Source organism: Pseudomonas sp. GYB4201 (genome assembly GCF_056312595.1).
In genome coordinates, this window is record NZ_JBWGIG010000019.1 from 92900 (window position 1) to 114383 (window position 21484).

Here is a 21484-nt window from a genome sequence, read left to right on the forward strand (position 1 = left end):
TTGCAATGTGATGACAACCGTACTCCAGCCGCCCTCAATGATGGCAATGTGATTGCGCCCGCGAGATAACCGTTAACGCCGAAAATAAACCTGACCGTTCAGGCATATATTGCTGAACAGGCGACCAACTGTTGATGAAGTGATACCATGGCAGACCAATTTCCCCCACGGACCGGATGCCCTGACCACCTGACACTTGCAAGGTGTCATGGGGAATCGGGCGATATGTTCTATTCATTTGCATCTTTCGCCCACGGCGCTACATCTAGAGCATGGAGCCTTGGAAACGGCTTTCAACAACGCCTTAACCGGTTCTCAGCAGCGACTTTTTCTCGGCTCCGTTTTCTATGTACGCCAGTTTCAGAAAATACACATCGTGGCCAATGGGCGTGCAACACATGCGCTGGTTGACCGTATTGCTGTGCCTGGGCTCGCTGGTGGGCAACGCCTGGATATTCGCCACTCAAGGCACTGTTCCCGCGGGGCTGCTGGCCATCAACATCGCCGCCATGCTCAGCGTCTGGCTGCAGCATCGCAACGCGCAGAAGTCCATCGCCTTCAAGCCCCAGGAACTGGCCGACCACCTGTTGCAGGTGCAGGAAAACGAACGCCACCGCCTGAGCCGGGAACTGCACGATGACATCGGCCAGTTGCTGACAGCAGCCAAGATGCAATCGGACTGGCTGCAACGACGCCTGCCCAACGACCTGGAAGAAGGCTTCGCGACGCTGCGCGAGACCATCGACGAGACCCTGACCAAGGTCCGCGACGTGTCCGCCATCCTCAACCCGCGCCAGCTCACCAGCCTGGGCCTGGAAGCCAGCCTGCGCGCACACCTGCTGCGCACCCTGGAGAACACCCAGGTGAACTGGACCCTGGAATGCCACCAGGCCATGACCGGCATCCCCGAAGAGATGGCGGTGGCGGCCTTCCGCATTACCCAGGAAGCGGTGACCAACCTGCTGCGCCATGCCCGGGCGACCAACCTGCTGGTGCGCCTGCAACGCACCCCCGAAGGCCTGCACCTGTATGTGAGCGATGACGGCGTGGGCTTCACCCCCGTCAGCGACCCGGCCAGCCATGGCCTGCGGGGCATGTCGGGCATGCAGGAGCGCGCCACGCTGATTGGCGGTTGGCTGAAGGTCAATAGCCAGCCCGGCCAGGGCACCCAACTTGAAGCACTCTTCCCCTGGGCGCCGCGCGCCCTGCAACGAGCCAAACTCGGCAAAGGCCTATGATCTGCAAATTATTGCTGGTGGACGATCATTCCCTGATCAGGGCGGGCGTGCGCGCCCTGGTGTCGGATATTCCCGGTTACGCGGTGGTGGGCGAGGCCAGCGATGGTGCGCAGCTGGTGGACATGGTGCGGCGCCTGGACCCGGACATCGTCCTGCTCGACCTGTCCATGCGTGACACCGGCGGGCTGGAAGCCCTTGGCCGGCTGCAGGCCACCCGGGCCCGCAGCAAGGTGCTGATCCTGTCCATGCACACCGACCCGGAAATGATCATGCAGGCGCTGGAGATGGGCGCCCATGGCTACCTGCTCAAGGACACCACGGCCGTCGAGCTGGGCCAGGCGCTGGACGCCCTGCGCAGCAACGAGCGTTACCTGAGCCCGGCCATCGCCCATACGGTGATCAACCAGGCGCTGATCCGCGCCCAGAGCAGCCGCCCGGAACAGGCCGACAACCACAACCTCACCCCACGCCAGCTGGAGATCCTGCGGCTGATCGTGCGCGGCAAGTCCACCCGCGAGATCGCCACCGGCCTGGGGCTGAGCGTGAAGACCGTGGAAACCCACCGCTCGCAGATCATGAAGCGCCTGCAGATCTTCGACGTGGCCGGCCTGGTGCTGTTCGCCGTGCGTGAGCGCATCATCAGCCTCGACGATTGATGATTGCGCCGGCATTGCGGAAATCCTGACGCAGCCTGCGGCAGCTGCTACGCAGGGAGTGGTGTAGCAGCGGCCGCAGGCCGCGTCACGCCCCCCCGCGCGACAACAGCGGTGAATTCGCCGGCAGGTGCACCTTCAGGGCACCCGGCCGGGCGCTGAAACGCAGGCTGTCACCCGTCAACGGCTCGCCGTCGAGGTTGATGTCCAGGCCCTCGGCACTGTGGATCTCCACCCACGGCAGGCGCACCCGGACGAACAGGTTGTCCACCCCCAGGCCGCCCGCCAGCAGGTCTTTCAAGGTGCTGAACACTTCGGTGGGCGCCGGCAGGATGCTGATGTCCAGCAGCCCGTCATCCGCCACCGCCTCGGGGCACAGCACGTGGCCACCACCCGCCTGCCGGCCATTGCCGATGCCCAGCGCCAGCAACTGCCCTTCCCACTCGAAGTCTGGCCCGCGCAGGCAGCCGTAGGCCGGGCGCAGCTCGGCGAAGCGCGACAAGCCGGTGAACAGGTAGGCCGCACCGCCCAGCACTTTTTTCAGGTCGTCGGAGGTGTTGGCCGTCACCTGGCTGCCGAACCCTCCGGTGGCCATGTTCAGGAACAACTGCCCGCCCACCTCGCCCAGGTCCACCGGCCTGGCCGGTGCATCCAGCAGCGCCAGGGCCCCGGCGCAGTCCATCGGCACGCCGGCGGCCCGGGCAAAATCGTTGGCGGTGCCCAGCGGCATCAGCACCAGGCTGGCGTCAGTACCCGCCAGGGCGATGGCCTCGGCGATATCACGCAGGGTACCGTCGCCGCCCCCGGCGATGATGTGCGGGTAACCGGCCGCCAGCGCTTCCGCCACCAGGCGCTGGGCATCCCCTGCCTCCCAGGTCAGCCGCACCGCCAGCTCCACACCCGCCGCCCGCTGGGCTTCAACGGCGCGCCGTACATCCTCGTTGAGGGCCTGCTTGCCGTGCAGAATCAAAAATGCCTTGCGCGCTGCCATGCCGTTTCCCCGTCTAGAACCGCCCACTGAAGCGTTTCGACCACACCACCGTCAAAAAAAGCCATACAGATCATCGGCGGTTGCATATTTTTTTGGCGCTTTGCGCGTTTTTCATTCGCAAGGCGGTGTTTCATGGACTTTACTCAGGTTTCAAAGTGCCATCGGAAAGATTGCCTTCCAGGGCCATTCAATCGTAAATTAATATTTGTAACGGAAAACTGACGCAAAAACCCCCGCCAATAATAAAACGACAAAAAATTGCCACCAGGGATGGAGTCAGCAACAAACGGTAACACCCAACGTACACAATGGAACTGCCGCAATTCTTGTTGTCGGCCTTGGATCACCAATGGTCTGGAGGGAAGGGATTTATGCGCTTGCAACCCGTGGACAGTCTGCTGATGACTCGGCCCAGTATGGTCGAGTATTTCCTGTTCGCTATCCGCCTGGTCCACGGGCTTACCGCCATCGCCCCTGGCTTGCTGATCTTGATGATCGATTCGAACATCAAGCCCGGCGCCGTGAAGGACGACCTGGCCGTGCTGGTGTTCTTCGGTTTTCTCAGCGTGCTGATCTTCCAGGCGCTGGGGGTGTACGCCGAATCGATCTTCAGCAACCGCCTGCGCTTCCAGACCACCTTCTACGCCTGGGCGTCGGCGTTCTGCCTGCTGCTGTTCATGCACCGGGCGCTGTCGCTGTTCGATTTCATCAGCAACCTGCAGCTGGCAATCTGGTTCATCGGCACCTTCATCCTGTTCGGCATTGAACGGATGATCATCCTCACCCTGTTCCAGCAACTGATGGTGCGCGGGGTGTTCCTGCAGAACGCGGTGATCCTGGGCGCCACCGAAAACGGCCAGCGCCTGGCCGAGTACCTGCTGCAGCACCAGGACATCCGCTCCGGCGTGGTGGGCTTCATCGACGACCGCATCGCCCGCCTGCCCAAGACCCTGGTCAACCTGCCCCTGCTGGGCAACAGCCAGGAGCTGGAGCAACTGATCCGCGACGAGAAGGTCACCCAGGTGCTGGTGGCCATCCCCTGGTCGGCGGAAAACCGCATGGACTACATCATTCGCGAACTGCGCCGGCTGCCGGTGAACGTGCTGCTGGTGCCGGACATGGTCGCCTTCCGCCACTCGCACAACCGCATCACCGAAGTCGCCAACCTGCCAATGTTCAACGCCTCCGAAGTGCCGCTGCGCGGCTGGTCGCCGTTCTTCAAGCGCCTGGAAGACATGCTCATCTCCAGCCTGGCGCTGGTGGCGCTGTCGCCGATCATGCTGCTGGTGGCGCTGGCCATCAAGCTCGACTCCCCAGGCCCGGTGCTGTTCAAGCAAAAGCGCTACGGCTACAACAACCGCCTGATCGAGGTGTACAAGTTCCGCTCCATGCACCAGCACCAGGCCGATGCCAACGCCGAGAAGCAGACCGTGCGGGGTGACTCGCGCATTACCCGGGTAGGCCGTTTTATCCGCAAGACCAGCCTGGATGAGCTGCCCCAGCTGTTCAACGTGTTCGGCGGCAGCATGTCGATGGTCGGCCCGCGTCCCCACGCCACGGCCACCAAGGCCGCCGGCATCCTTTTCGAAGAGGCGGTGAAGGAATACACCTCCCGCCATCGGGTCAAGCCGGGCATCACCGGCCTTGCGCAGATCAACGGCTACCGGGGCGAGACCGACACCCTGGAAAAGATCGAGAAACGCGTGGAGTTCGACCTCGAGTACATCGAGAACTGGTCCGTGTGGTTCGACCTTTACATCCTCTTCCGCACTGTCCCGGCAGTGCTCCTGACGCGCGAGGTTTATTGAAATGGGCACGCTCATTCCCTGCATTATCGCCGGCGGTGCTGGCACCCGCCTGTGGCCGGTATCCCGCGAAGCGATGCCCAAGCCCTTCATGCGCCTGCCGGATGGCGAGAGCCTGCTGCAGAAAACCTTCCTGCGCGCCGCCGGCCTGCCCGGCGTCGACCGCCTGCTGACGGTGACCAACCGCGAGGTGTTCTTCCGCACCGTGGACGACTACCGCCTGCTGAACAAGGGTGGCGCAGGGCTGGATTTCATTCTTGAACCGTTCGGTCGCAATACTGCCCCGGCCATTGCCGCGGCGGCCCTGCACACCGCGCGCCTGTACGGCGAGGACGCGCAGCTGCTGGTGCTGCCCGCAGACCAATTGATCACCGACGTAGCGGCGTTCACCCAGGCCGTGGAGGCCGCGCGCAGCCTGGCCGACCAAGGCTGGCTGGTGACCTTCGGCATCATCCCCACCCGCGCCGAAACCGGCTTCGGCTACATCGAGAAAGGCCAGGCCTTGACCGAAGGTGGCTTCCAGGTGGCGCGCTTCGTCGAGAAACCCAACGCCGCCACCGCCCAGGAATACCTCAAGGGCGGCCTGCACCTGTGGAACGCCGGCATGTTCTGCATGCGCGTCGACGCCATTCTGCGCGAGTTCCAGGCCCACGCCCCGGACGTGCTGGAGGCGGTCAACACCTGCCTGGCCGCCAGCCACCGCAAGGACGGCAACCGCGAACTGCAGGTGGAACTGGACAGCGGCGCCTTCGCCAACGCCCCGGACATTTCCGTGGACTACGCCATCATGGAGCGCTCGCAGAAGGTCGCGGTCATCCCCTGCAACCTGGGCTGGAGCGACATCGGCTCGTGGGAAGCGGTGCGCGAATTGAGCCCGGCCGACACCAACGGCAACCAGTGCAACGGCGAGACCGTGCTGCACGACGTGCACAACTGCTACATCGACTCGCCCAAGCGCCTGGTGGGCGGCGTGGGCCTGGACAACCTGATTGTCATCGACACCCCCGACGCCCTGCTGATTGCCGACGCCGCGCGCAGCCAGGAGGTCAAGTTCATCGCCCAGGAGCTCAAGCGCCAGGGTCACGACGCCTACCGCCTGCACCGCACCGTCACCCGCCCGTGGGGCACCTACACGGTGCTGGAGGAAGGCAAGCGCTTCAAGATCAAGCGCATCGTGGTGCGCCCCAACGCCTCGCTGTCACTGCAGATGCACCACCACCGTAGCGAGCACTGGATCGTGGTCAGTGGCATGGCCCGCGTGACCAATGGCGAGCGCGAGTTCCTGCTCGACACCAACGAATCGACGTTTATCAAGCCTGGCCACACCCACCGCCTGGTCAACCCCGGGGTCATCGACCTGGTGATGATTGAAGTACAAAGCGGCGAGTACCTGGGCGAGGACGACATCGTGCGCTTCACCGACATCTACGGCCGCGTGCCGGAAGCACCCAAAGCCTGACCCTTGACCTCTAACGCTGCACCGACCCGGATTCGCCAGGGAGCTGTATTTCATGCACCACAGGAAGACTGACCAATGAAAAAAGTGTTGCTCATATTAAGCGTTGTCATGCTCGCCGCATGCAGCAATCAGGCTAAGGTTTCATTGCCCAGTAACGACGTGCTGAAAGCAGCTCACCAGGCCGGCGACGCACTGGCCGGCAAACCCCTGCCACCCCAGCGCATCCGCCCGGGCGACACCTTGAGGATTGTGCGCAACACTGGCGAGGCGCCGTCGATTTCGGCGTTCACCGCCAACACCATCTATGAACTGACGCTGTTCACCGTGCAGAACGACGGCACCTTCGCCTACCCCTACGTGGGCCAGGTCAAGGCCGTCGGCCTGTCCACCGAAGAGCTGACCAAGGTGCTGGAGGTCAAGCTGGAGAACATCTACCGCGAGACCTCGCTGACCATCAACATCAACGCTGCGCCGGGCAATACGGTGTTCGTCGGGGGCGCGGTGCGCAACCCGGCCAACCTGTCGGTGAACGTCGCCACCACCCTCGACCAGGCCATCGTCGGCGCCGGTGGTGTGCTGTCGGTGGCCGACAGCGGCAACGTCGCGCTGATGCGCCAGGAGCCCGACGGCAAGTACAAGACGTACTTCTTCGACTACGCCAGTTCCCTGTATGCCAACAACGATCGCCCGCCCGTATGGCTGCAGCGCGGCGACGTGGTGTTCGTGCCCAAGTCCCACGTGGGCAACGGCATCGAGTGGGTGGACCTGTATTTGAACCAGCTCATCCCGTTCACCAAGTCCATCGGCCTTGGCGTGACGTATGACCTGCGCAACTACAACTCCTCCAACTGAAGCTAATCGCCAAGGACAACAGACATGATCAATATCCGTTCCTTCCGCGATTTGCTGCGGCTGTTCTTTATCTTCAAGCGGGAAGTGAAAATCACCGTGGCAGTGACCTTCGTGGTCATCCTGCTGGGTGCCTTCCTGCTTCCCAACCGCTATGAATCCACCGCGCTGCTGCTGGTCAAACCTGGCCGCGACAGCACCCTGCCCATCGAGATGAGCGACCGCCAGACCGCCGTGATCCCGCTGCAGCGCGACCCGGTGGCCGACGAGGAGCGCATGCTCACCGGCCGCCCGATCACCCGCCTGGTGGCCGAGCAGTACCTGGATGACCAGGCGCGCCAGCCGCACCAGGAAGGCGTGGTAGCCAGCATCAAGTACGCCGTGAAAGGCGCGGTGCAAAGCCTGGCCGACATCGGCCGCGGGTTCCTCCAGGCCCTGGGCCTGGTAGAGAAGCAGACCCCCGTGGAGCGCCTGGCGACCCAGCTGGAGAAGAACTTCACCGTGACCCACGCCACCGGTTCCTCGGTGATGGAGGTCAGCTTCACCTGGAGCGACCCGCAAGTGGCGCAGACCGTGGTGAAGAACTGGCTCGACAAGTACCAGGAAGAACGCACCCGCACCCTGGGCCGCAAGAGCCTCTATTCCTTCTATGAAGGCGAGAGCAAGGCTACCCAGCAGCGCATCCTGGACACCAAGAAACGCATCCAGACCCTGCTCGACAAACTGGGCGCGGTGAGCATCACCGAGCGCCTGAACGATGTGTCGCGCAACCTCAACGACCTCAAGGGCGAACGCCTGAACACCCTGCGCTCCATTGCCTCCACCCAAGCGGGGCTGGATGTGCTGAAGCAACAGATGAACGGCATTCCCAAGGAAATCAGCATTGCCCGCGAGATCGCCCGCAACCCCGACCGCGAAGACCTGAGCCAGCGCATCAACACCAAGCAGATCGAGAAACAGGAACTGCTGCGCACCTTCAAGGACGACGCCCCGCCGGTCCGTGCGATCAACACTGCCATCGCCAACCTGCAAGCGCTGATGAACGGCGAGAACGCCACCGTGCAGCGCTCGCAGAACATGGCACCCAACCCCATCTACACCCGCCTGCAGAACAGCTACGCCGACCAGGCCGCCAGCCTCAGCCGCCTGAAATCCCAGGCCGCCCAGCAGGAGACCCAACTGGCCAAGCTGGAAGCCGACCGCACCCAGGCCGTGGGCCTGGAGCCGGAGCTGTCGCAGTTGCAACTTGAACTGGACGCCGCCGAGAAGAGCTTCGCGCTGTACAGCGACAGCCTGGAAAAAGCCCGCATCGACCGTGAGCTGGACGCCAGCCAGATCAGCAACATCGCGGTGATCGAGCAGGCCACCCTCAACCCTAGCCGCGTGTTCCCGAAAAGCCTGCTGATGCTGCTGTTCGCCATCCCGATCAGCCTGGCCGTGGGCCTGCTGGCGCTGTACTTCTTCTACCTGCTGGACCAGCGCATCCACGACGGCGACAAGATCGAGGAACGCTTCGGCATCAAGGTGTGGACCAGCCTGCAGGACATCAGCGGCCAGGACGCCCAGCGCATCAGCGCCTTCACCGCCAGCATGTACCGCCTGTACGGCGTGCTGCCGCTCAAGCAGGTGGCGCTCAGCGGCCTGAGCATTGGCCTGACCTCGGCGCGCAAGGGCGAAGGCGTGAGCTTCGTCATCGAGCACCTGCGCAAGCTGCTGGAAGACCGCGGCCACAAGGTCCGTGTCAACGGCGAGGCCAGCGCGCAACCGGGCGAAATCGTGCTGCTGGACGCCGCCGGGTTCTTCTCCAACCAGGAAGCCTTCGTGACGCTGCGTGAAGCCGACCTGATCGCGCTGATCGTGGAAGCCGAGAAGACCACCGTGCCGGTGCTGGAGAACGCCGTGTCGATCCTCACCACCGCGTTCAAGCACGTGGACGGCATCATCATCAACCGCCGCCGCTTCGAGATCCCGGCCAAGGTGCTGAACTTCATGACCCGCATCCGGAGCCATGCCTGATGCATATTGCCCTGCTGGCTCCCCTGCCACCGGAACAGAACGGCATCGCCGACTACGCCGGGCACCTCAAGCACGCCCTGGAGCAACGGGGCGTGACCGTCAGCACGCCGCTGGCGGGCCTGGGCAACGACGTGCAGCGCACCCAGGAGGCGCTGCAGGCATTTGACTGGAAGGGCATCGACCTGGTGCACGCCGAGATCGGTGGTGGCCGCCTGGCCGAGTTCAACGGCCTGCGTACCCTGCGCCAGCGCTTCCCGCGCCTGCCGCTGACCGCCACCGTGCACGACCCCGAACGCCTGGTGTGGCGCCGCGAACAGCTGCCCTGGCCGCTGTCGATGGTGGCGGGCATGCCCAACCCGTTGCCGCAGGTGGCCACGGTGCTGGCCGACCCCTTGTGCCTGCGCGAGGAACGCCTGCTGGCGCGCAGCCTCACGCGCCTGGTGACCCTGACCCAGTCGGGCAGCCAGTGCCTGAAACAACGCATGGGCCTTGCCAGCGAACAGATGGTGGTTATCCCCCACGGCAACCTGGTCATTCCACCGGCGCCGCTGCCACCGCTGGAGCCCCTGCGCCTGCTGTACTTCGGCTTCATTTACCGTGGCAAGGGCATCGAGGACCTGCTCGACGCCCTGGCCCTGACGTTCAGCCAGCAACCGGCGCTGCGCGAGCGCATCCGCCTGACCCTGGCCGGTGGCAGCGAACCGGAAATGGCCTTCGGGCCGTCGGGCAGCTACCTGGACCAGCTGCGCCAGCGCATCAGCCAGCTGCAACTCAACGACAACATCGAGTGGGGCCTGGACCTGCCCGCCGCGGATATCCCGGCGGTGATCCAGGCCCATCACGTGATGGTGCTGCCCTACCGCGAGTCCAGCAAGCTCAAGCTGCTGGGCAACCTGCGCGGCACCAGTGGCGCGCTGTCCTGGGCGGTCGCGTGCGGGCGCGGGGCAATCACCTCCGACGCCCGCTCGTTCGCCGAGGAAGTGGCCCACGACAACGGCGTCATCTTCCCCCAGGGCAATGTACCGGCCCTGGCCGCAGAATTGAGTCACCTGTGCGCTGCTCCCGAGCTGGCCATTCGCTGGGCCGAGCACGCCAGTCTGATCGGCAGCCAACGTACCTGGCCACTCACGGCCGGGCGTTTTGTGCAAATGTTCGAGGACGCCTGTGGAGGCCGCTGATCATGTGGAAGAAGCCAATCGTATGGATACCCGTCCTGCTGTGCGCCGCCGTGGCGTTCAGCACCCTGCCCTGGAGCGACAAGGCCGAGGCTGACATCAGCCTCAAGGGTCCGCGAGCGGTCACATGGAGTGACTTCCTGGGCGTCAACGCCCAGTTCGAATATTTTGACCCCTCGGTCTACCAGAAGCAGATGGCCGCCCTCGACGCCCTGGGCCTGACCTGGGTGCGCCTGACCATCCATTGGCCGATCATCGAGCCCACCCAGGGCAACTTCGACCTCACCGCTTTGGACGGTGCCATGACTGCCATGGCCCAGCACAAGTACAACATCCTCGCCTACATGGTGGGCTCGGCAACGTTCGACAGCAGTGCCCCCAGCGGCGCCGCCAGCACCGACCAGTACCCGCCCACCGACTACAGCATCTTCGCCGACCGCATGACCATGCTCGCCAAGCGCTACCCGCAGGTGAACACCTGGCAGGTGTGGAACGAGCCCAATATCGTCTGGTTGCCCAAGGAAGACCCCACCGCCTACGGCAACCTGCTGTTCAGCACCGCCACCGCCATTCGCAAGGCCATCCCCGACAAGCCGGTGGCCACCGCCGGCATGGCCTACTACAGCCAGATGCGCAGCACCGACGGCCTGATGCTGGCCGACCTGCTGACCCAGGGCCTGCCCACCAGCAACATCGTCGCCGCCTACCACCCCTACTCCGAATACCCCGAGGGCGACGACACCACCGCCAAGGACTTCATCCAGCGCGGCAACTACATCAACAGCGCCCTGCACGCCAAGGGCGTGACCCAGGTGTGGGCCACCGAGTGGGGCTGGTCCAGCTACGCAGGCCCGGTGGAAATGCAGGCGGTGATCGGCGTCGACGGCCAGGCCGACTACACCCTGCGCCGCCTGGCCTTGATGAGCGCCATGGACTACCAGCGCATCTTCCTGTTCAATCTCAATGACCTGGACGCGCGCGCCTCGGCCCGCGACCAGTACTACGGCCTGGTTGACCTGAACGGCAACCCCAAGCCGGTGTACACCGCCCTGAAGAATTTCCTGGGGGTGACCGGCGCGCGCCTGGAACCGGCGGACCCACCCGCCTACACCAACGGCCCGGGGGACCTGTTCAACGTGGCCTGGACCCGCGCCGACGGCACTCATCTATGGCTGTTCTGGAGCGCCTCGGGCACCTCGGTCAGCCTGCCTTCGGTGACCTCGGCGACGCTGTTCGACCCGCTGCAGGGCACCAGCACCACCCTGGCCAACGCCCAGGGCATCAGTGTTCCGCTCAAGACCAGCCTGCAAATGCTGGTCTGGTAACAAGGACGATTGAATGCGCATTTTATGGACACTGCCGTATTTGCCCTGGCCTACCACCAGCGGCGGCAAGACCCGTCAGTACCACCTGTTGCGCAGCCTGGCGGCGCGGGGGCACCGCATCACGCTGCTGGTGCAATCCAAGACCGAGGTCGACCAGGCCACGCGCAACGCTCTGGAGCCGTTCCTGGAGCAGTTGATCGTGTTGCCGCGCCGGCCCCTGCGCAGCCTCAAGACCCTGCTGGGAGTGCTGGCGGCGCCCTACCCGATGCTGGCCAGCATCAACGGCCTGGCGCCGGAGCTGGAACGCTATTTCGACCAGTTGCTGGCCACCCCGTGGGACGTGGTGCAGATCGAGCACAGCTACAGCTTCCAGCCCTACGAACGGGCGCTGCAACGCCACGGCCAGCCGTTCCTGCTCACCGAGCACAACATCGAGTCGGCCCTGGGCGCGGCCAGCTACGACCGCCTGCCCGGCTGGATGAAGCCGTTCACCGCCTACGACCAGTGGCGCTACCGCCGCTGGGAGAAACGCGTGTTCAGCCAGGCCGCGCAGCTGGTGGCGGTGACCGAGGCGGATGCCCGGCAGATGCAGGTGCTGTTCCAGCGCCAGGCGTCGGTGGTGGTCAACGGCGTGGACTGCCCGCATTACGCCACGGTACGCCCGGCGTTCGACAGCCAGCGCCTGCTGTTCATCGGCAACTACGAATACAGCCCCAACCTGGACGCGGTGGAGTGGGCGCTGGATGAAATCATGCCCAAGGTGTGGGCGCTGAACCCCGAGGTGCGCCTGTCGGTGTGCGGCTTCGCCCTGCCCGCCCAGTGGCGCCAGCGCTGGCCCGACCCGCGGGTGGAGTTCCAGGGCTTCGTGCCCGACCTGCGCGCGCTGCAGGAGCAGACCGCAGTGTTCTTCGCGCCCCTGCGCCAAGGCGGCGGCTCCAAGCTCAAGGTGCTGGAGGCCATGGCCGCCGGCCTGCCGGTGGTGACCACCGGCCAGGGCGTGTCGGGCCTGGCGGTCAGCAATGGCCAGGACTACCTGGGCAGCGAAACCGCCGAAGGCCTGGCCCAGCTGCTGGCCGACGCCGTGCGCGACCCGGCCCGCCTGCAACAACTCTCAGAAGCTGCGCGCCGCTACGTGCGCGGCCATCACGACTGGGCCGTCGCCGCGGCCCAGCTTGAAGACGTCTATTCACGGCTTTTGCAACCTATGGAAGACACCAGCGTATGCGCATAGGACTGGATTATCGCCCGGCCACCAGTTACCCCAACAGCGGCATCGGCCGCCAGACCCTGGCCCTGGAGCAGGCGCTGCGGGCCAACCCGGACGTGCAGTTGCAGTTGTTCAGCGTAGCCCCCGAGAACCACGTCATCCGTCGCAAGGCCCACTGCCCGCGCTGGGGCGCCCCGCTGGCCGGGGTGCACCGGTTGCCGCTGCGGCTCAAGTTCGAGGCTGGCTTCCTGCCCGGCTCCCTGCGCGAAGCCGGGGTGGACACCTACATTGCCAACTTCAACATGGGCCTGCCGTTGGCGCGCAAGCCCGAGGGCATGAAGTACATCCTGCAGTTGCACGACCTGTTCCAGCTGACCCTGACCAACGCCCACGGCTCGCAGCTCAAGGCGCGGGTCTATGGCTACACCGACAAGCTGTCGATCGGCTGGTCGGTGAAGGTCGCCGACCGCATCTGGGTGCCGTCGCAGTACACCGCCGACGAGGTGGCAAAGCTGTTCCCCCAGGCCCGCGACAAGACCCGCGTGCTGCCCAACCTGGTGCTGCCCTACACCGACGCCCTGGCCGACATCAGCGACCTGCAGCTGCCGCCGCGCTATTGGCTGGTGGTGGGCACGCGCGAGCCGCGCAAGAACATTCCCTGGTTCGTGGCCGCCTGGCAGCAGGCGCGCCAGCAGAACCCCGAGGTGCCCGAGCTGGTGCTGGTAGGCGCCCGCGAGCACCTGCCGGTGGCCCAGCAACATTTGCACGGCATGCACTTTGTCAGCGGCATCAGCGACGCCCAACTGCACGCCCTGTACGCTGGCGCGTCGCGGCTGTGGCAACCGTCCTACGCCGAAGGCTTCGGCCTGCCGGTGATCGAGGCGCTGGCCCAGGGCACGCCCGTGGCCGTGGCCAACGGCTCGGCGCTGGATGAGATCACCCCGCCCGACAGCCCGCGTTTCTCGCCCACCGACACCGGCGCGCTGGTGGAACTGATGAAGGAACTGGCCCTGGACCATCCGGTCGACAGCGCCCCGCTCAAGGCCTGGGCCGACGGCTACGGCGAGCGGGCCTACCGCCAACGCTTCGATGAATTGCTCGGGGAGCTGCGCTGATGCCACTGGCCTTTCCGCTCGCGCTGATCACCAGCATTACCTTCGGCGTGCTGGCCTGGCTGTTGCCCGCGCCCAAGGTGCTGGCGGTGATGATTGGCATCGCCGCCATCGTCACCGTTATCCGCAAGCCCCTGTGGGGCCTGCTGCTGTTTGCCGTGATCGCCACCTTCCTGCCCTATACCACGGTCAACGTCGGCATTCGCACCACGGTGTCGGAAGCACTGATCATGCTGGTGTGGGCCAGCGTCATGGCCCAGCACCTGTTCGGCCAGATGCACCGGGCGCCGAAGCTGCTGCACACCGAGCGCATGGTGGTGGCGTTCATGCTGTTCACTGCCCTGCCGTTCGTGGTCGGCCAGATCGTCATCGATGCCGCCGGCAACGGCCCGGTGAACTGGGTGCGCTGGCTGTTCAACCTGTCGACGCTGTTCCTGGTGCCGCGGCTGCTGGACACCCGGGAAAAGCGTGAGCAACTGGTCATCGGCCTGCTGCTGGGCACCCTGTTCCTGTTGCTGCTGGCGATCCCGGTGTACCTCAAGGACAGCACCCCGGCCACCCTCACCGACATTCTCGGCAAGCTGGGCTATGGTTCCATCGACCAGCTGAGCGAAGGCCTGGCCGGCCTCAGCAGCCGCATGGCCTCGGGCTGGACCCACCCCAACATCACCGGTGGCGCCATGGCCCTGCTGGTGCCGCTGGCCGCCTGCTTCGGCCTGACCCGCAAGGGCTGGCCGCGCGCCCTGGGCATTGCGGTGACCCTGCTGGGCATGTTCGGCCTGCTGCTGACCGGTTCGCGGGGCGCCCTGGTGAGCCTGGTGCTGGTGCTGATGTGGCTGGCGCGCAAGCGCCTGCCCTATACCGGCCGCGCCTTGATGGTGGGCCTGGTGGGTGCGGCACTGCTGCTGATGTTCTACCCGCCGTTGCAGGACCGCGTGCTGGACCTGTTCTCCAGCAATGACGCCAGTACCTCGGTGCGCTTCGACGAATACTCGAACTTCCCCCGCGCCATGGCCATGTACCCGCTGGGCATCGGCTTCAAGGTCGACCCGCCGGTGCCGGGCACCACCCTGTGGGGTATCTCCAACCTGTACCTCAACTACATCTACAAGGTGGGGGTCATCGGCCTGGTGATGTTCCTGGTGGTGGTGCGCAGCTGGTGGCGCGCCAGCGGCCCCACCACCAAGACCCTGGTGCTGACCCATGACAACGCCATCTGGCTGGGCACCCTGGTGGGCCTGCTGGCGGCGCTGGTCAGCGGCCTGTTCGACCACTATTTCAGTTTCACCATGGTGCTGGTCGCACTGTTCTGGCTGTTGTTGGGTCTCAACCTGCACGAGGCCCAGCGGCTGCGCGCCGCACCTGCCACTACTTCAGTCCCTGTTGGAAACCGCCTATGAGACATCGTCTGCTTCATTCCCATAATCTGCGGCAGGCACTGCCCGAATACGCCATCAAGATGGGTGTGAGCCTGGAAGAACTGGAAAGCGCCTACGAATGGATGCTGGCCAACGAAGTGATCTTCGAACAACCACTCAAGGGCAACATCCTCACCTTCATCAGCTACGTGAACATCGAACCGCGCATCGAACACCCCCTGGCGCGACGCTTCTACGCCTTGCTGGGCCGCGAGCTGAAAGGCGCGCTGATACCCTTGTACGGCAAGAACTGGGCGACCCTGCGCGACCGCTGGCTGCGGGCCTGGGAGCAGGCCTACAACATCCTCATCTGCAAGATCCCCAGCCACACCCTGCGCCTGGCCTGGCTGCGCCTGGGCGGGGCGAAGATCGGCAAGGGTTCCTCGGTGTGGCGCAACACCGAGGTGCTGGGCGTCGACAGCCTGCGCATCGGCGATGACACCACCGTGGGCTGGCACTGCCAGCTCGACGCCCGCGGCGGGCTGATCATCGGCGACCACGTGACCATCGCCTCCCACGTGCTGATCATCGCCGGCGGCCATGACACCCAGGCGCCCGAGTTCTGGGCCGTGGGCGGGCCGGTGTACATCGAGGACTACGCCTGGATCGCCACCCGCGCGCTGCTGTCGTTCGGCGCGCACGTCGGCGAAGGCGCCATCGTCGGTGGCAACACCGTGGTCAGCAAGCCGGTGCCGCCGTACGCCATCGTTGGCGGGCCCAACGCCGAGGTGAAGGGCGAGCGCTGCCGCAACCTCAACTACAAGGTGGGCGGCAAAGGCCTGTTCACCCTGTTCCACTGAGGCCTGCCATGTTCGGATCGACGCTGTGGCTGACCCTGGCGACGCTGACCGGCCTGGCCGCGGGCTTTGCCCGCGAATGGCTGCTGGTGGCGTCCTGGGGCGCGGGCGGGCAGAGTGACGCCTTCCTGGTTTCGCTGTTCCTGCCCGAAGCCCTGCGCATGGCGCTGGCGGCCGGGCTGCTGAGCGCCGCTGCGCTGCCGCTGTTCCAGCAGCGCGACAGTGACGGCCAGCGCGCCTGGCTGGGCGCGCTGGTGCCACGCATTCTATTGCTGGGCCTGCTGCTGGCGCTGCTGCTGAGCCTGGCCGCGCCGCTGCTGGTGCGCGCCATCGGCCCGGGCCTGGACAGCGACGGCTATGCCCGCGCCGCGGGTTCCCTGCACTGGCTGGCCTGGTGCGCGCCGGGGTTCCTGCTGCATGCGCTGTTCTGCGTGCCGCTGCAGGCGCGCTCGCGCTTCGTGCTGGCCGGCCTGGGGTCGCTGCTGTTCAACCTGCCGCCGGTGCTGTACCTGGCCATCCTGCGCCACGACGCCACCACCACCGGCATGGCCTGCGCCTGCGTGCTGGGCAGTTGGCTGATGCCGGCAGTGCTCACGCCGTCGCTGCTGCGCAACGGCTGGCGGCCGTGGCAGCGTGAACAGGCGCCAGGGGCGGTGAAGGAGCTGCTGCAACGCATCGGCCCGCTGCTGAGCAGCAACCTCGCCAGCCAGGGCCTGGCCCTGTTGGAGCGCATGGTGGCGTCGCTGCTGGGCGAGGGTTCGGTGACCTGGATCAACCTGGCGCGCAAGCTGATCAACCTGCCGCTGATTGCCCTGATGAGCCTCAACCAGGTACTGCTGGGCCTGATGAGCGGCAGCGCCGGCGAGCAACGCCTGACCCTGCTGCGCAAGGGCCTGAGCAGCGCCACCCTGCTGACCGTGCCGGCGGTGACCGGCCTGATCGGCGCCTCGGCGGCGCTGGTGGCACTGCTGCTGCCCAACCAGTCGGCTGGCAGCCCGCTGCCCGAACTGCTGGCCTGGTTCTGCGCACCGCTGATGTTCGGCGCCTGGAACGCCCTGCTGGCGCGCTATGCCTACGCGGCGGGCGACACGCGCATGCCGCTCAATTGCGAACTGCTCGGCAGCCTGCTCAACGCCGTGCTGCTGGGCGTGCTGCCGTGGGCCTTCGGCCTGATCGGCATTGCCATGGCGGCGCTGTGCGGCGTGCTGCTGACCGGGATGCTGCTGATGCGCCGCCAGGCCTTGCTGGGGCAATTGCCGTGGCGCAGCCATTGGCTGCTGGGCGCGGTGGCGATGCTGCTGGCGGCGCTGCTGGTGCACCCGTTGCCGGGCATGTGGGTGCAACTGGGCGTGAGCTGCGTGTGCGGGCTGGTGCTGCTGGTGGGGCTGGGGATGTGGCTGCGGCCCTGGGCGCGCGCCTGAAGCACCCACGGCGCGCCCGGTAGCACCGGCCGCAGGCCGGGTCGCGCCGTGCCAACGGCGCTCGCTCAGGCGTAAGGGCTGTCCCAATACCGCTTGTGCATCCCCAGGCGTTTCTTCCACTTCACCGGCAAGCGCGCTTCCTGCTGGCTGAACTTGTACGCCAGCAGCTTCAAACCGTTGCGCAGGAACGAGCCTGGCCACAGCCAGCACCGGCGCACTCCCAGGTACTTGAGCTCTGACTTCACGTAGCGCAAGCCCTCGCCCCCTGCCCCGCCGAACTGCTCGCGAATCCAGGGCTCGCGGGCCTGGAACACGCCGATGTCGAAGTAGCGGCGGAACTCCTCGGCCAGGGTGTAGTTGTGCGAATGCCGGCAGCAGGCGTCCCCGGCATAGGCGGTTTTCCAACCGGCCACCAGCATGCGCGCGGCCACGTACATGTCTTCGGAAAGAATGACGTGCAACGGAAAGCCGCCCACCTGCATCAGCGCCTTGCGGCGGTAGGCGGCGAACGAGTTGGACATGAAGCAGGTCTTGATGCCCAGGCGGTCGACGTCGGCCATGCTCTTGAGCTGCGAGGTGGCCGGGTAGTTGAACGCCCGCGCGTGGGCCGACAACAGGTTGGCGTCCTTGTGCGCCAGCTGCCGCCCGCACACCGCGCCCACGCTGTCATCGGCAAAGGGCGCGACGATGCGTGCCAGTGCCTGGGGGTCTTCGAGGTAGGCATCCTGGGTCATGAACACGTACACGTCATAGCCGGGAAACTCCTCGACCATGCGCTGGCGCGTGCCGCCGTGGTTGAATTCGCGGCTGGGAATCAGCAGGAAATGATCGGCGCACTCGCGCCCAAGCTCGGTGGTGCCGTCGCTGGAGGAGGAATCGACGATCAGGGTATCGAAATCAATCGTCTGGCTGCCCAGCGAGTCCAACAGACGTTGCAGATCCCTGTGACCATTGTAGGTTGGGACCACGCACGCTACTTTCAAAGTCGTCATGGCCATATCCCCACGTGATTGCCAAGTCCATTTGTTGCGGCCATTGGCGGTGCAGGCCAAGCCTGCCGACAACGGCACCCGATGTGCGGTACAGCGTGTTGAAGATTAGCGCACACGGGGCCGAGGCCGGTAACAATAAATTCAGGCCAGCACTTCGCTCAGGGGAATGAAGCGCACGCGGTCGCCTTCGGCCAGGGTGCGGCCTTCCAACACCTCCACCAGGCCCTCGGCCCAGGCGGCGCTGCGCAGCACCCCGGAGCTCTGGTTGGGGTAGATGACCGCGCGGCCGTTCTCCAGGCGCCCGCGCAGGTACTCGCGGCGGTTGCCCGGCTTGGCCCAGGTAAAGCCCACCGGCACGTCGAACGCCAGCGGCGCGACGTCGGCCACGCCCATGCGCCGCAACAGGTACGGCCGCGCCAGCAGCGCGAAGGTCACCAGGGTGGAGGCCGGGTTGCCCGGCAGGCCAATCACCGGCACGCCACGGAAATGCCCGAAGGTCAGCGGCTTGCCGGGCTTGATCGCCAGCTTCCACAGCGCCAGCTCACCCTCTTCGCGCAACGCCACGCCGAGGAAATCCGCCTCGCCCACCGACACACCGCCGGTGGACAGGATCAGCTCGGCCTGGCCCAGCTCGGCCAGGCGCGCGCGGGTGCGGGCCAGGTCGTCGGGCAGGATGCCGGCGTCGATCACCTCGCAGCCCAGGCGCTGCAACCAACTCACCAGCAGGCGCCGGTTGCTGTTGTAGATCTGCCCCGGCGCCAGCGGTTGGCCGGGGTCGACCAGCTCATCGCCGGTGGACAGCACCGCCACGCGCACGCGGCGCACCACGTCCAGCTGGGCGTGGCCCAGGGACGCCGCCAGGCCCAGTTCGATCGGGCCCAGGCGCGTGCCGGCGGGCAGTACCTGCTCGCCGACACGGGTTTCCTGGCCTTGGGGACGGATGTTCTGGTTCACGCTGAGCGCTTCGGTGAAGCGCACGCGGCCGTCGTCCAGCACCTCGGCGTTTTCCTGCATTTCCACGCAGTCGGCACCTGCCGGCACGGGCGCGCCGGTGAAGATGCGCGCGCAGGTGCCCGCCGCCAGCGGCGTGGGCATCTGCCCGGCCTGGATGCGCTGGCTCACCGGCAGCGGCTCGCCGCTCCAGTCGGCCAGGCGCAGGGCGTAGCCGTCCATGGCGCTGTTGGACCAGGGCGGCATGTCCAGGGTCGACACCAGCTCGGTGGCCAGCACCCGGCCATCGGCGTCGGCCAGGGCCACGCGCTCGGTCTCGCGCAAGGGCGCCTGGTCAGCCATGGCCAGCAGGCGCTCCAGCGCCTGCTCCAGCGGCATCAGCGGCTTGGCCGCGCCCAGCTCAGCCACGGGACTGGCAGGGCTCGGCCTGCTTGAGGTGAGGAACGAAGTTGCACGGGCGGTGGCGCACGTCCAGCTGCTCGGCGAGGATACCGTCCCAACCGGTGCGCACGGCGTTGGTGGAGCCCGGCAGGCAGCACACCAGGGTGCCGTTGGCCAGGCCCGCCAGGGCGCGCGACTGCACGGTGGAGGTGCCGATGTCCGGCACGCTGATCTGGCGGAACAGCTCGCCAAAACCGTCCACCTGCTTGTCCAGCAGGCAGGCCACGGCCTCGGGGGTGCTGTCGCGGCCGGTGAAGCCGGTGCCGCCGGTGATCAGCACCACCTGCACCACGTCCTCGGCGATCCAGTGGGCGACTTTCGCGCGAATCTTGTACAGGTCGTCCTTGAGCAGCACGCGCTCGGCCAGCAGGTGGCCGGCGGCGGTCAGGCGGTCGACGAACATTTGCCCGGAGGTGTCGGTTTCCAGGGTACGGGTGTCACTGACAGTCAGCACCGCAATATTGAGCGGCACAAAAGGTACATCAGCCTTGGCTTTCATCAGGGCTCGTCCGGTTGTGTGTAGGAATAGGCAGTGTTATATCACAGCAGCCCTCATCTGAAGACCGAGACCTGCGATGCCCGACACTGCCCTGCCCGCCTGTTCCGTCCTGTTGCTGGCCGGTGGCCGTGGCCAGCGCATGGGCGGCCGCGACAAGGGCCTGCTGCCCTGGCGCGGCCAGCCACTGATTGCCCACCTGCACGCCCGGGTGCGCGGCCTGGGCGATGACCTGATCATCTCCTGCAACCGCAACCAGGCCGTCTACGCCGCCTACGCCGACCGCCTGGTAGCCGACGACAGCGCCGACTTCCCCGGCCCCCTGGCGGGCATTCGCGCAGGGCTTGCCGCCGCCCGCCACAGCCACCTGCTGGTGCTGCCCTGCGACGTACCGGGCATTGACGGCGACCTGCTGCAGGCCATGCTGCGGTTGGCCTTCGCGCAGCCGCAACAACCGCTGATGGTGCGCCAGGGCGAGCACTGGGAGCCGCTGCTGTGCGTGATCCCGGTGGCCCACGCAGCGGTGTTCGAGCAGGCCTGGCAAGCCGGCGAGCGCAGCCCGCGCCAGGTCATGCTGGCCCTTGGCGCCCAGGCGCTGCAGTGCCCGGCCGATGACCCGCGGCTGGCCAACCTCAACACCCCGCAGCTGCTGGGCGATGCCTGACAGTGTCAAAAAAATGGAACTCACCCAGGGTACAACCGTCTCAAACCTTGTACATGGAACAATCGTCCCCCTTTGGAGAAACAGACAATGACTAAACGGACCCTTCCCGCTCTGCTCCTGGCAATGGGCCTGGCCACCCTGGCGGGTTGCTCCACGCCCACGGTCATCACCCTCAACGACGGGCGCGAGATCCAGGCGGTGGACACGCCCAAATACGACGAAGACTCGGGCTTCTACGAAATCAAGCAGCTGGATGGCAAGGAAACCCGCATCAACAAGGATCAGGTACGCACCGTCAAAGAGCTGTGACGGCCTGACCCCAGGGGCACGGCCGGCCGGCGTGCCCTCACTTGCCGAGCGCCGATTTTGGAATAGAATCAGGTCTATCGGGGTGTAGCGCAGCCAGGTAGCGCGTCTCGTTCGGGACGAGAAGGCCGCAGGTTCGAATCCTGTCTCCCCGACCAGTCTTGTGAA

At 65.9% G+C, this 21484-nt stretch carries 20 protein-coding genes and 1 tRNA gene; 16 read left to right on the plus strand and 5 right to left on the minus strand.

Features of this window, described 5'->3' with window-relative positions:
* Nucleotides 1-347 precede the first annotated feature (347 nt).
* Nucleotides 348-1238: a sensor histidine kinase gene (locus tag AC0Z2B_RS18905; protein ID WP_476298668.1), complete on the plus strand. Its 891-nt coding sequence runs from the start codon at nucleotides 348-350 to the stop codon at nucleotides 1236-1238.
* Nucleotides 1235-1894, plus strand: coding sequence for a response regulator (locus AC0Z2B_RS18910; protein ID WP_416423415.1), 660 nt, complete (start codon nucleotides 1235-1237; stop codon nucleotides 1892-1894). Before AC0Z2B_RS18905 ends, AC0Z2B_RS18910 begins: the two co-directional genes overlap by 4 nt.
* Before the next feature lie 85 nt (nucleotides 1895-1979).
* On the opposite strand, the gene yegS is transcribed toward AC0Z2B_RS18910, so the two are convergent.
* Nucleotides 1980-2882: a lipid kinase YegS gene (gene yegS, locus AC0Z2B_RS18915; protein WP_476298670.1), complete on the minus strand. Its 903-nt coding sequence runs from the start codon at nucleotides 2880-2882 to the stop codon at nucleotides 1980-1982.
* A complete protein-coding gene (locus AC0Z2B_RS18920; protein WP_476298672.1) occupies nucleotides 2858-3016 on the minus strand; it encodes a hypothetical protein in 159 nt (52 codons plus the stop codon). The genes yegS and AC0Z2B_RS18920 overlap by 25 nt, the downstream gene beginning before the upstream one ends.
* Nucleotides 3017-3253: 237 nt before the next feature.
* Here AC0Z2B_RS18920 and AC0Z2B_RS18925 point away from each other — a divergent pair, with 237 nt between their 5' ends.
* The 11 genes from AC0Z2B_RS18925 to AC0Z2B_RS18975 all read left to right on the plus strand — a co-directional run bounded on the left by AC0Z2B_RS18925 (nucleotide 3254) and on the right by AC0Z2B_RS18975 (nucleotide 17466).
* Complete coding sequence (locus AC0Z2B_RS18925) at nucleotides 3254-4690, plus strand: undecaprenyl-phosphate glucose phosphotransferase (RefSeq protein ID WP_416423412.1); 1437 nt, start codon at nucleotides 3254-3256, stop codon at nucleotides 4688-4690.
* 1 nt (nucleotide 4691) lies between these two features.
* The gene (locus tag AC0Z2B_RS18930) at nucleotides 4692-6146 is read left to right on the plus strand and encodes a mannose-1-phosphate guanylyltransferase/mannose-6-phosphate isomerase (RefSeq protein WP_476298674.1); all 1455 of its coding nucleotides are present in this window, start codon (nucleotides 4692-4694) and stop codon (nucleotides 6144-6146) included.
* 75 nt (nucleotides 6147-6221) lie between these two features.
* The gene (locus AC0Z2B_RS18935) at nucleotides 6222-6998 is read left to right on the plus strand and encodes a polysaccharide biosynthesis/export family protein (RefSeq protein ID WP_476298676.1); all 777 of its coding nucleotides are present in this window, start codon (nucleotides 6222-6224) and stop codon (nucleotides 6996-6998) included.
* Between the two features lie 24 nt (nucleotides 6999-7022).
* Nucleotides 7023-9011, plus strand: coding sequence for a GumC family protein (locus AC0Z2B_RS18940; RefSeq protein ID WP_476298678.1), 1989 nt, complete (start codon nucleotides 7023-7025; stop codon nucleotides 9009-9011).
* Nucleotides 9011-10189: a glycosyltransferase gene (locus AC0Z2B_RS18945; RefSeq protein WP_476298680.1), complete on the plus strand. Its 1179-nt coding sequence runs from the start codon at nucleotides 9011-9013 to the stop codon at nucleotides 10187-10189. Before AC0Z2B_RS18940 ends, AC0Z2B_RS18945 begins: the two co-directional genes overlap by 1 nt.
* A 2-nt stretch (nucleotides 10190-10191) precedes the next feature.
* Nucleotides 10192-11511, plus strand: coding sequence for a beta-xylosidase (locus AC0Z2B_RS18950; protein WP_416423407.1), 1320 nt, complete (start codon nucleotides 10192-10194; stop codon nucleotides 11509-11511).
* Nucleotides 11512-11524: 13 nt separating this feature from the next.
* Nucleotides 11525-12742 (plus strand): glycosyltransferase family 4 protein, encoded by a 1218-nt coding sequence (locus AC0Z2B_RS18955; RefSeq protein WP_476298682.1) that lies wholly within the window; start codon nucleotides 11525-11527, stop codon nucleotides 12740-12742.
* Nucleotides 12733-13833: a glycosyltransferase family 4 protein gene (locus tag AC0Z2B_RS18960; RefSeq protein WP_476298684.1), complete on the plus strand. Its 1101-nt coding sequence runs from the start codon at nucleotides 12733-12735 to the stop codon at nucleotides 13831-13833. The genes AC0Z2B_RS18955 and AC0Z2B_RS18960 overlap by 10 nt, the downstream gene beginning before the upstream one ends.
* Nucleotides 13833-15230, plus strand: coding sequence for an O-antigen ligase family protein (locus AC0Z2B_RS18965; protein ID WP_476298686.1), 1398 nt, complete (start codon nucleotides 13833-13835; stop codon nucleotides 15228-15230). The genes AC0Z2B_RS18960 and AC0Z2B_RS18965 overlap by 1 nt, the downstream gene beginning before the upstream one ends.
* Nucleotides 15227-16048 (plus strand): acyltransferase, encoded by an 822-nt coding sequence (locus AC0Z2B_RS18970; protein WP_416423403.1) that lies wholly within the window; start codon nucleotides 15227-15229, stop codon nucleotides 16046-16048. Before AC0Z2B_RS18965 ends, AC0Z2B_RS18970 begins: the two co-directional genes overlap by 4 nt.
* A gap of 8 nt (nucleotides 16049-16056) precedes the next feature.
* Nucleotides 16057-17466: a lipid II flippase MurJ gene (locus tag AC0Z2B_RS18975; protein WP_416423402.1), complete on the plus strand. Its 1410-nt coding sequence runs from the start codon at nucleotides 16057-16059 to the stop codon at nucleotides 17464-17466.
* A 65-nt stretch (nucleotides 17467-17531) separates the two neighbouring features.
* On the opposite strand, the gene AC0Z2B_RS18980 is transcribed toward AC0Z2B_RS18975, so the two are convergent.
* From AC0Z2B_RS18980 to moaB, 3 genes are all read right to left on the minus strand, one after another.
* Nucleotides 17532-18458 carry a glycosyltransferase family 2 protein gene (locus tag AC0Z2B_RS18980; protein ID WP_476298688.1) on the minus strand — a complete coding sequence of 309 codons (927 nt, stop codon included), beginning with the start codon at nucleotides 18456-18458 and terminating at the stop codon, nucleotides 17532-17534.
* Nucleotides 18459-18599: 141 nt separating this feature from the next.
* Complete coding sequence (locus tag AC0Z2B_RS18985; RefSeq protein WP_476298710.1) at nucleotides 18600-19787, minus strand: molybdopterin molybdotransferase MoeA; 1188 nt, start codon at nucleotides 19785-19787, stop codon at nucleotides 18600-18602.
* A gap of 22 nt (nucleotides 19788-19809) precedes the next feature.
* On the minus strand, nucleotides 19810-20349 hold the full coding sequence (moaB, locus tag AC0Z2B_RS18990; RefSeq protein WP_027978453.1) for a molybdenum cofactor biosynthesis protein B: 540 nt from the start codon (nucleotides 20347-20349) through the stop codon (nucleotides 19810-19812).
* A gap of 76 nt (nucleotides 20350-20425) precedes the next feature.
* Between moaB and mobA the strand changes: the two genes are divergently transcribed.
* From mobA to AC0Z2B_RS19005, 3 genes are all read left to right on the plus strand, one after another.
* On the plus strand, nucleotides 20426-21010 hold the full coding sequence (gene mobA / locus AC0Z2B_RS18995; RefSeq protein ID WP_476298690.1) for a molybdenum cofactor guanylyltransferase MobA: 585 nt from the start codon (nucleotides 20426-20428) through the stop codon (nucleotides 21008-21010).
* Between the two features lie 87 nt (nucleotides 21011-21097).
* Nucleotides 21098-21319, plus strand: a complete 222-nt coding sequence (locus tag AC0Z2B_RS19000; protein WP_027978455.1) for a YgdI/YgdR family lipoprotein — start codon at nucleotides 21098-21100, stop codon at nucleotides 21317-21319.
* Between the two features lie 78 nt (nucleotides 21320-21397).
* Nucleotides 21398-21474 (plus strand) — tRNA-Pro (locus AC0Z2B_RS19005).
* The last annotated feature ends 10 nt before the right edge of the window (nucleotides 21475-21484 follow it).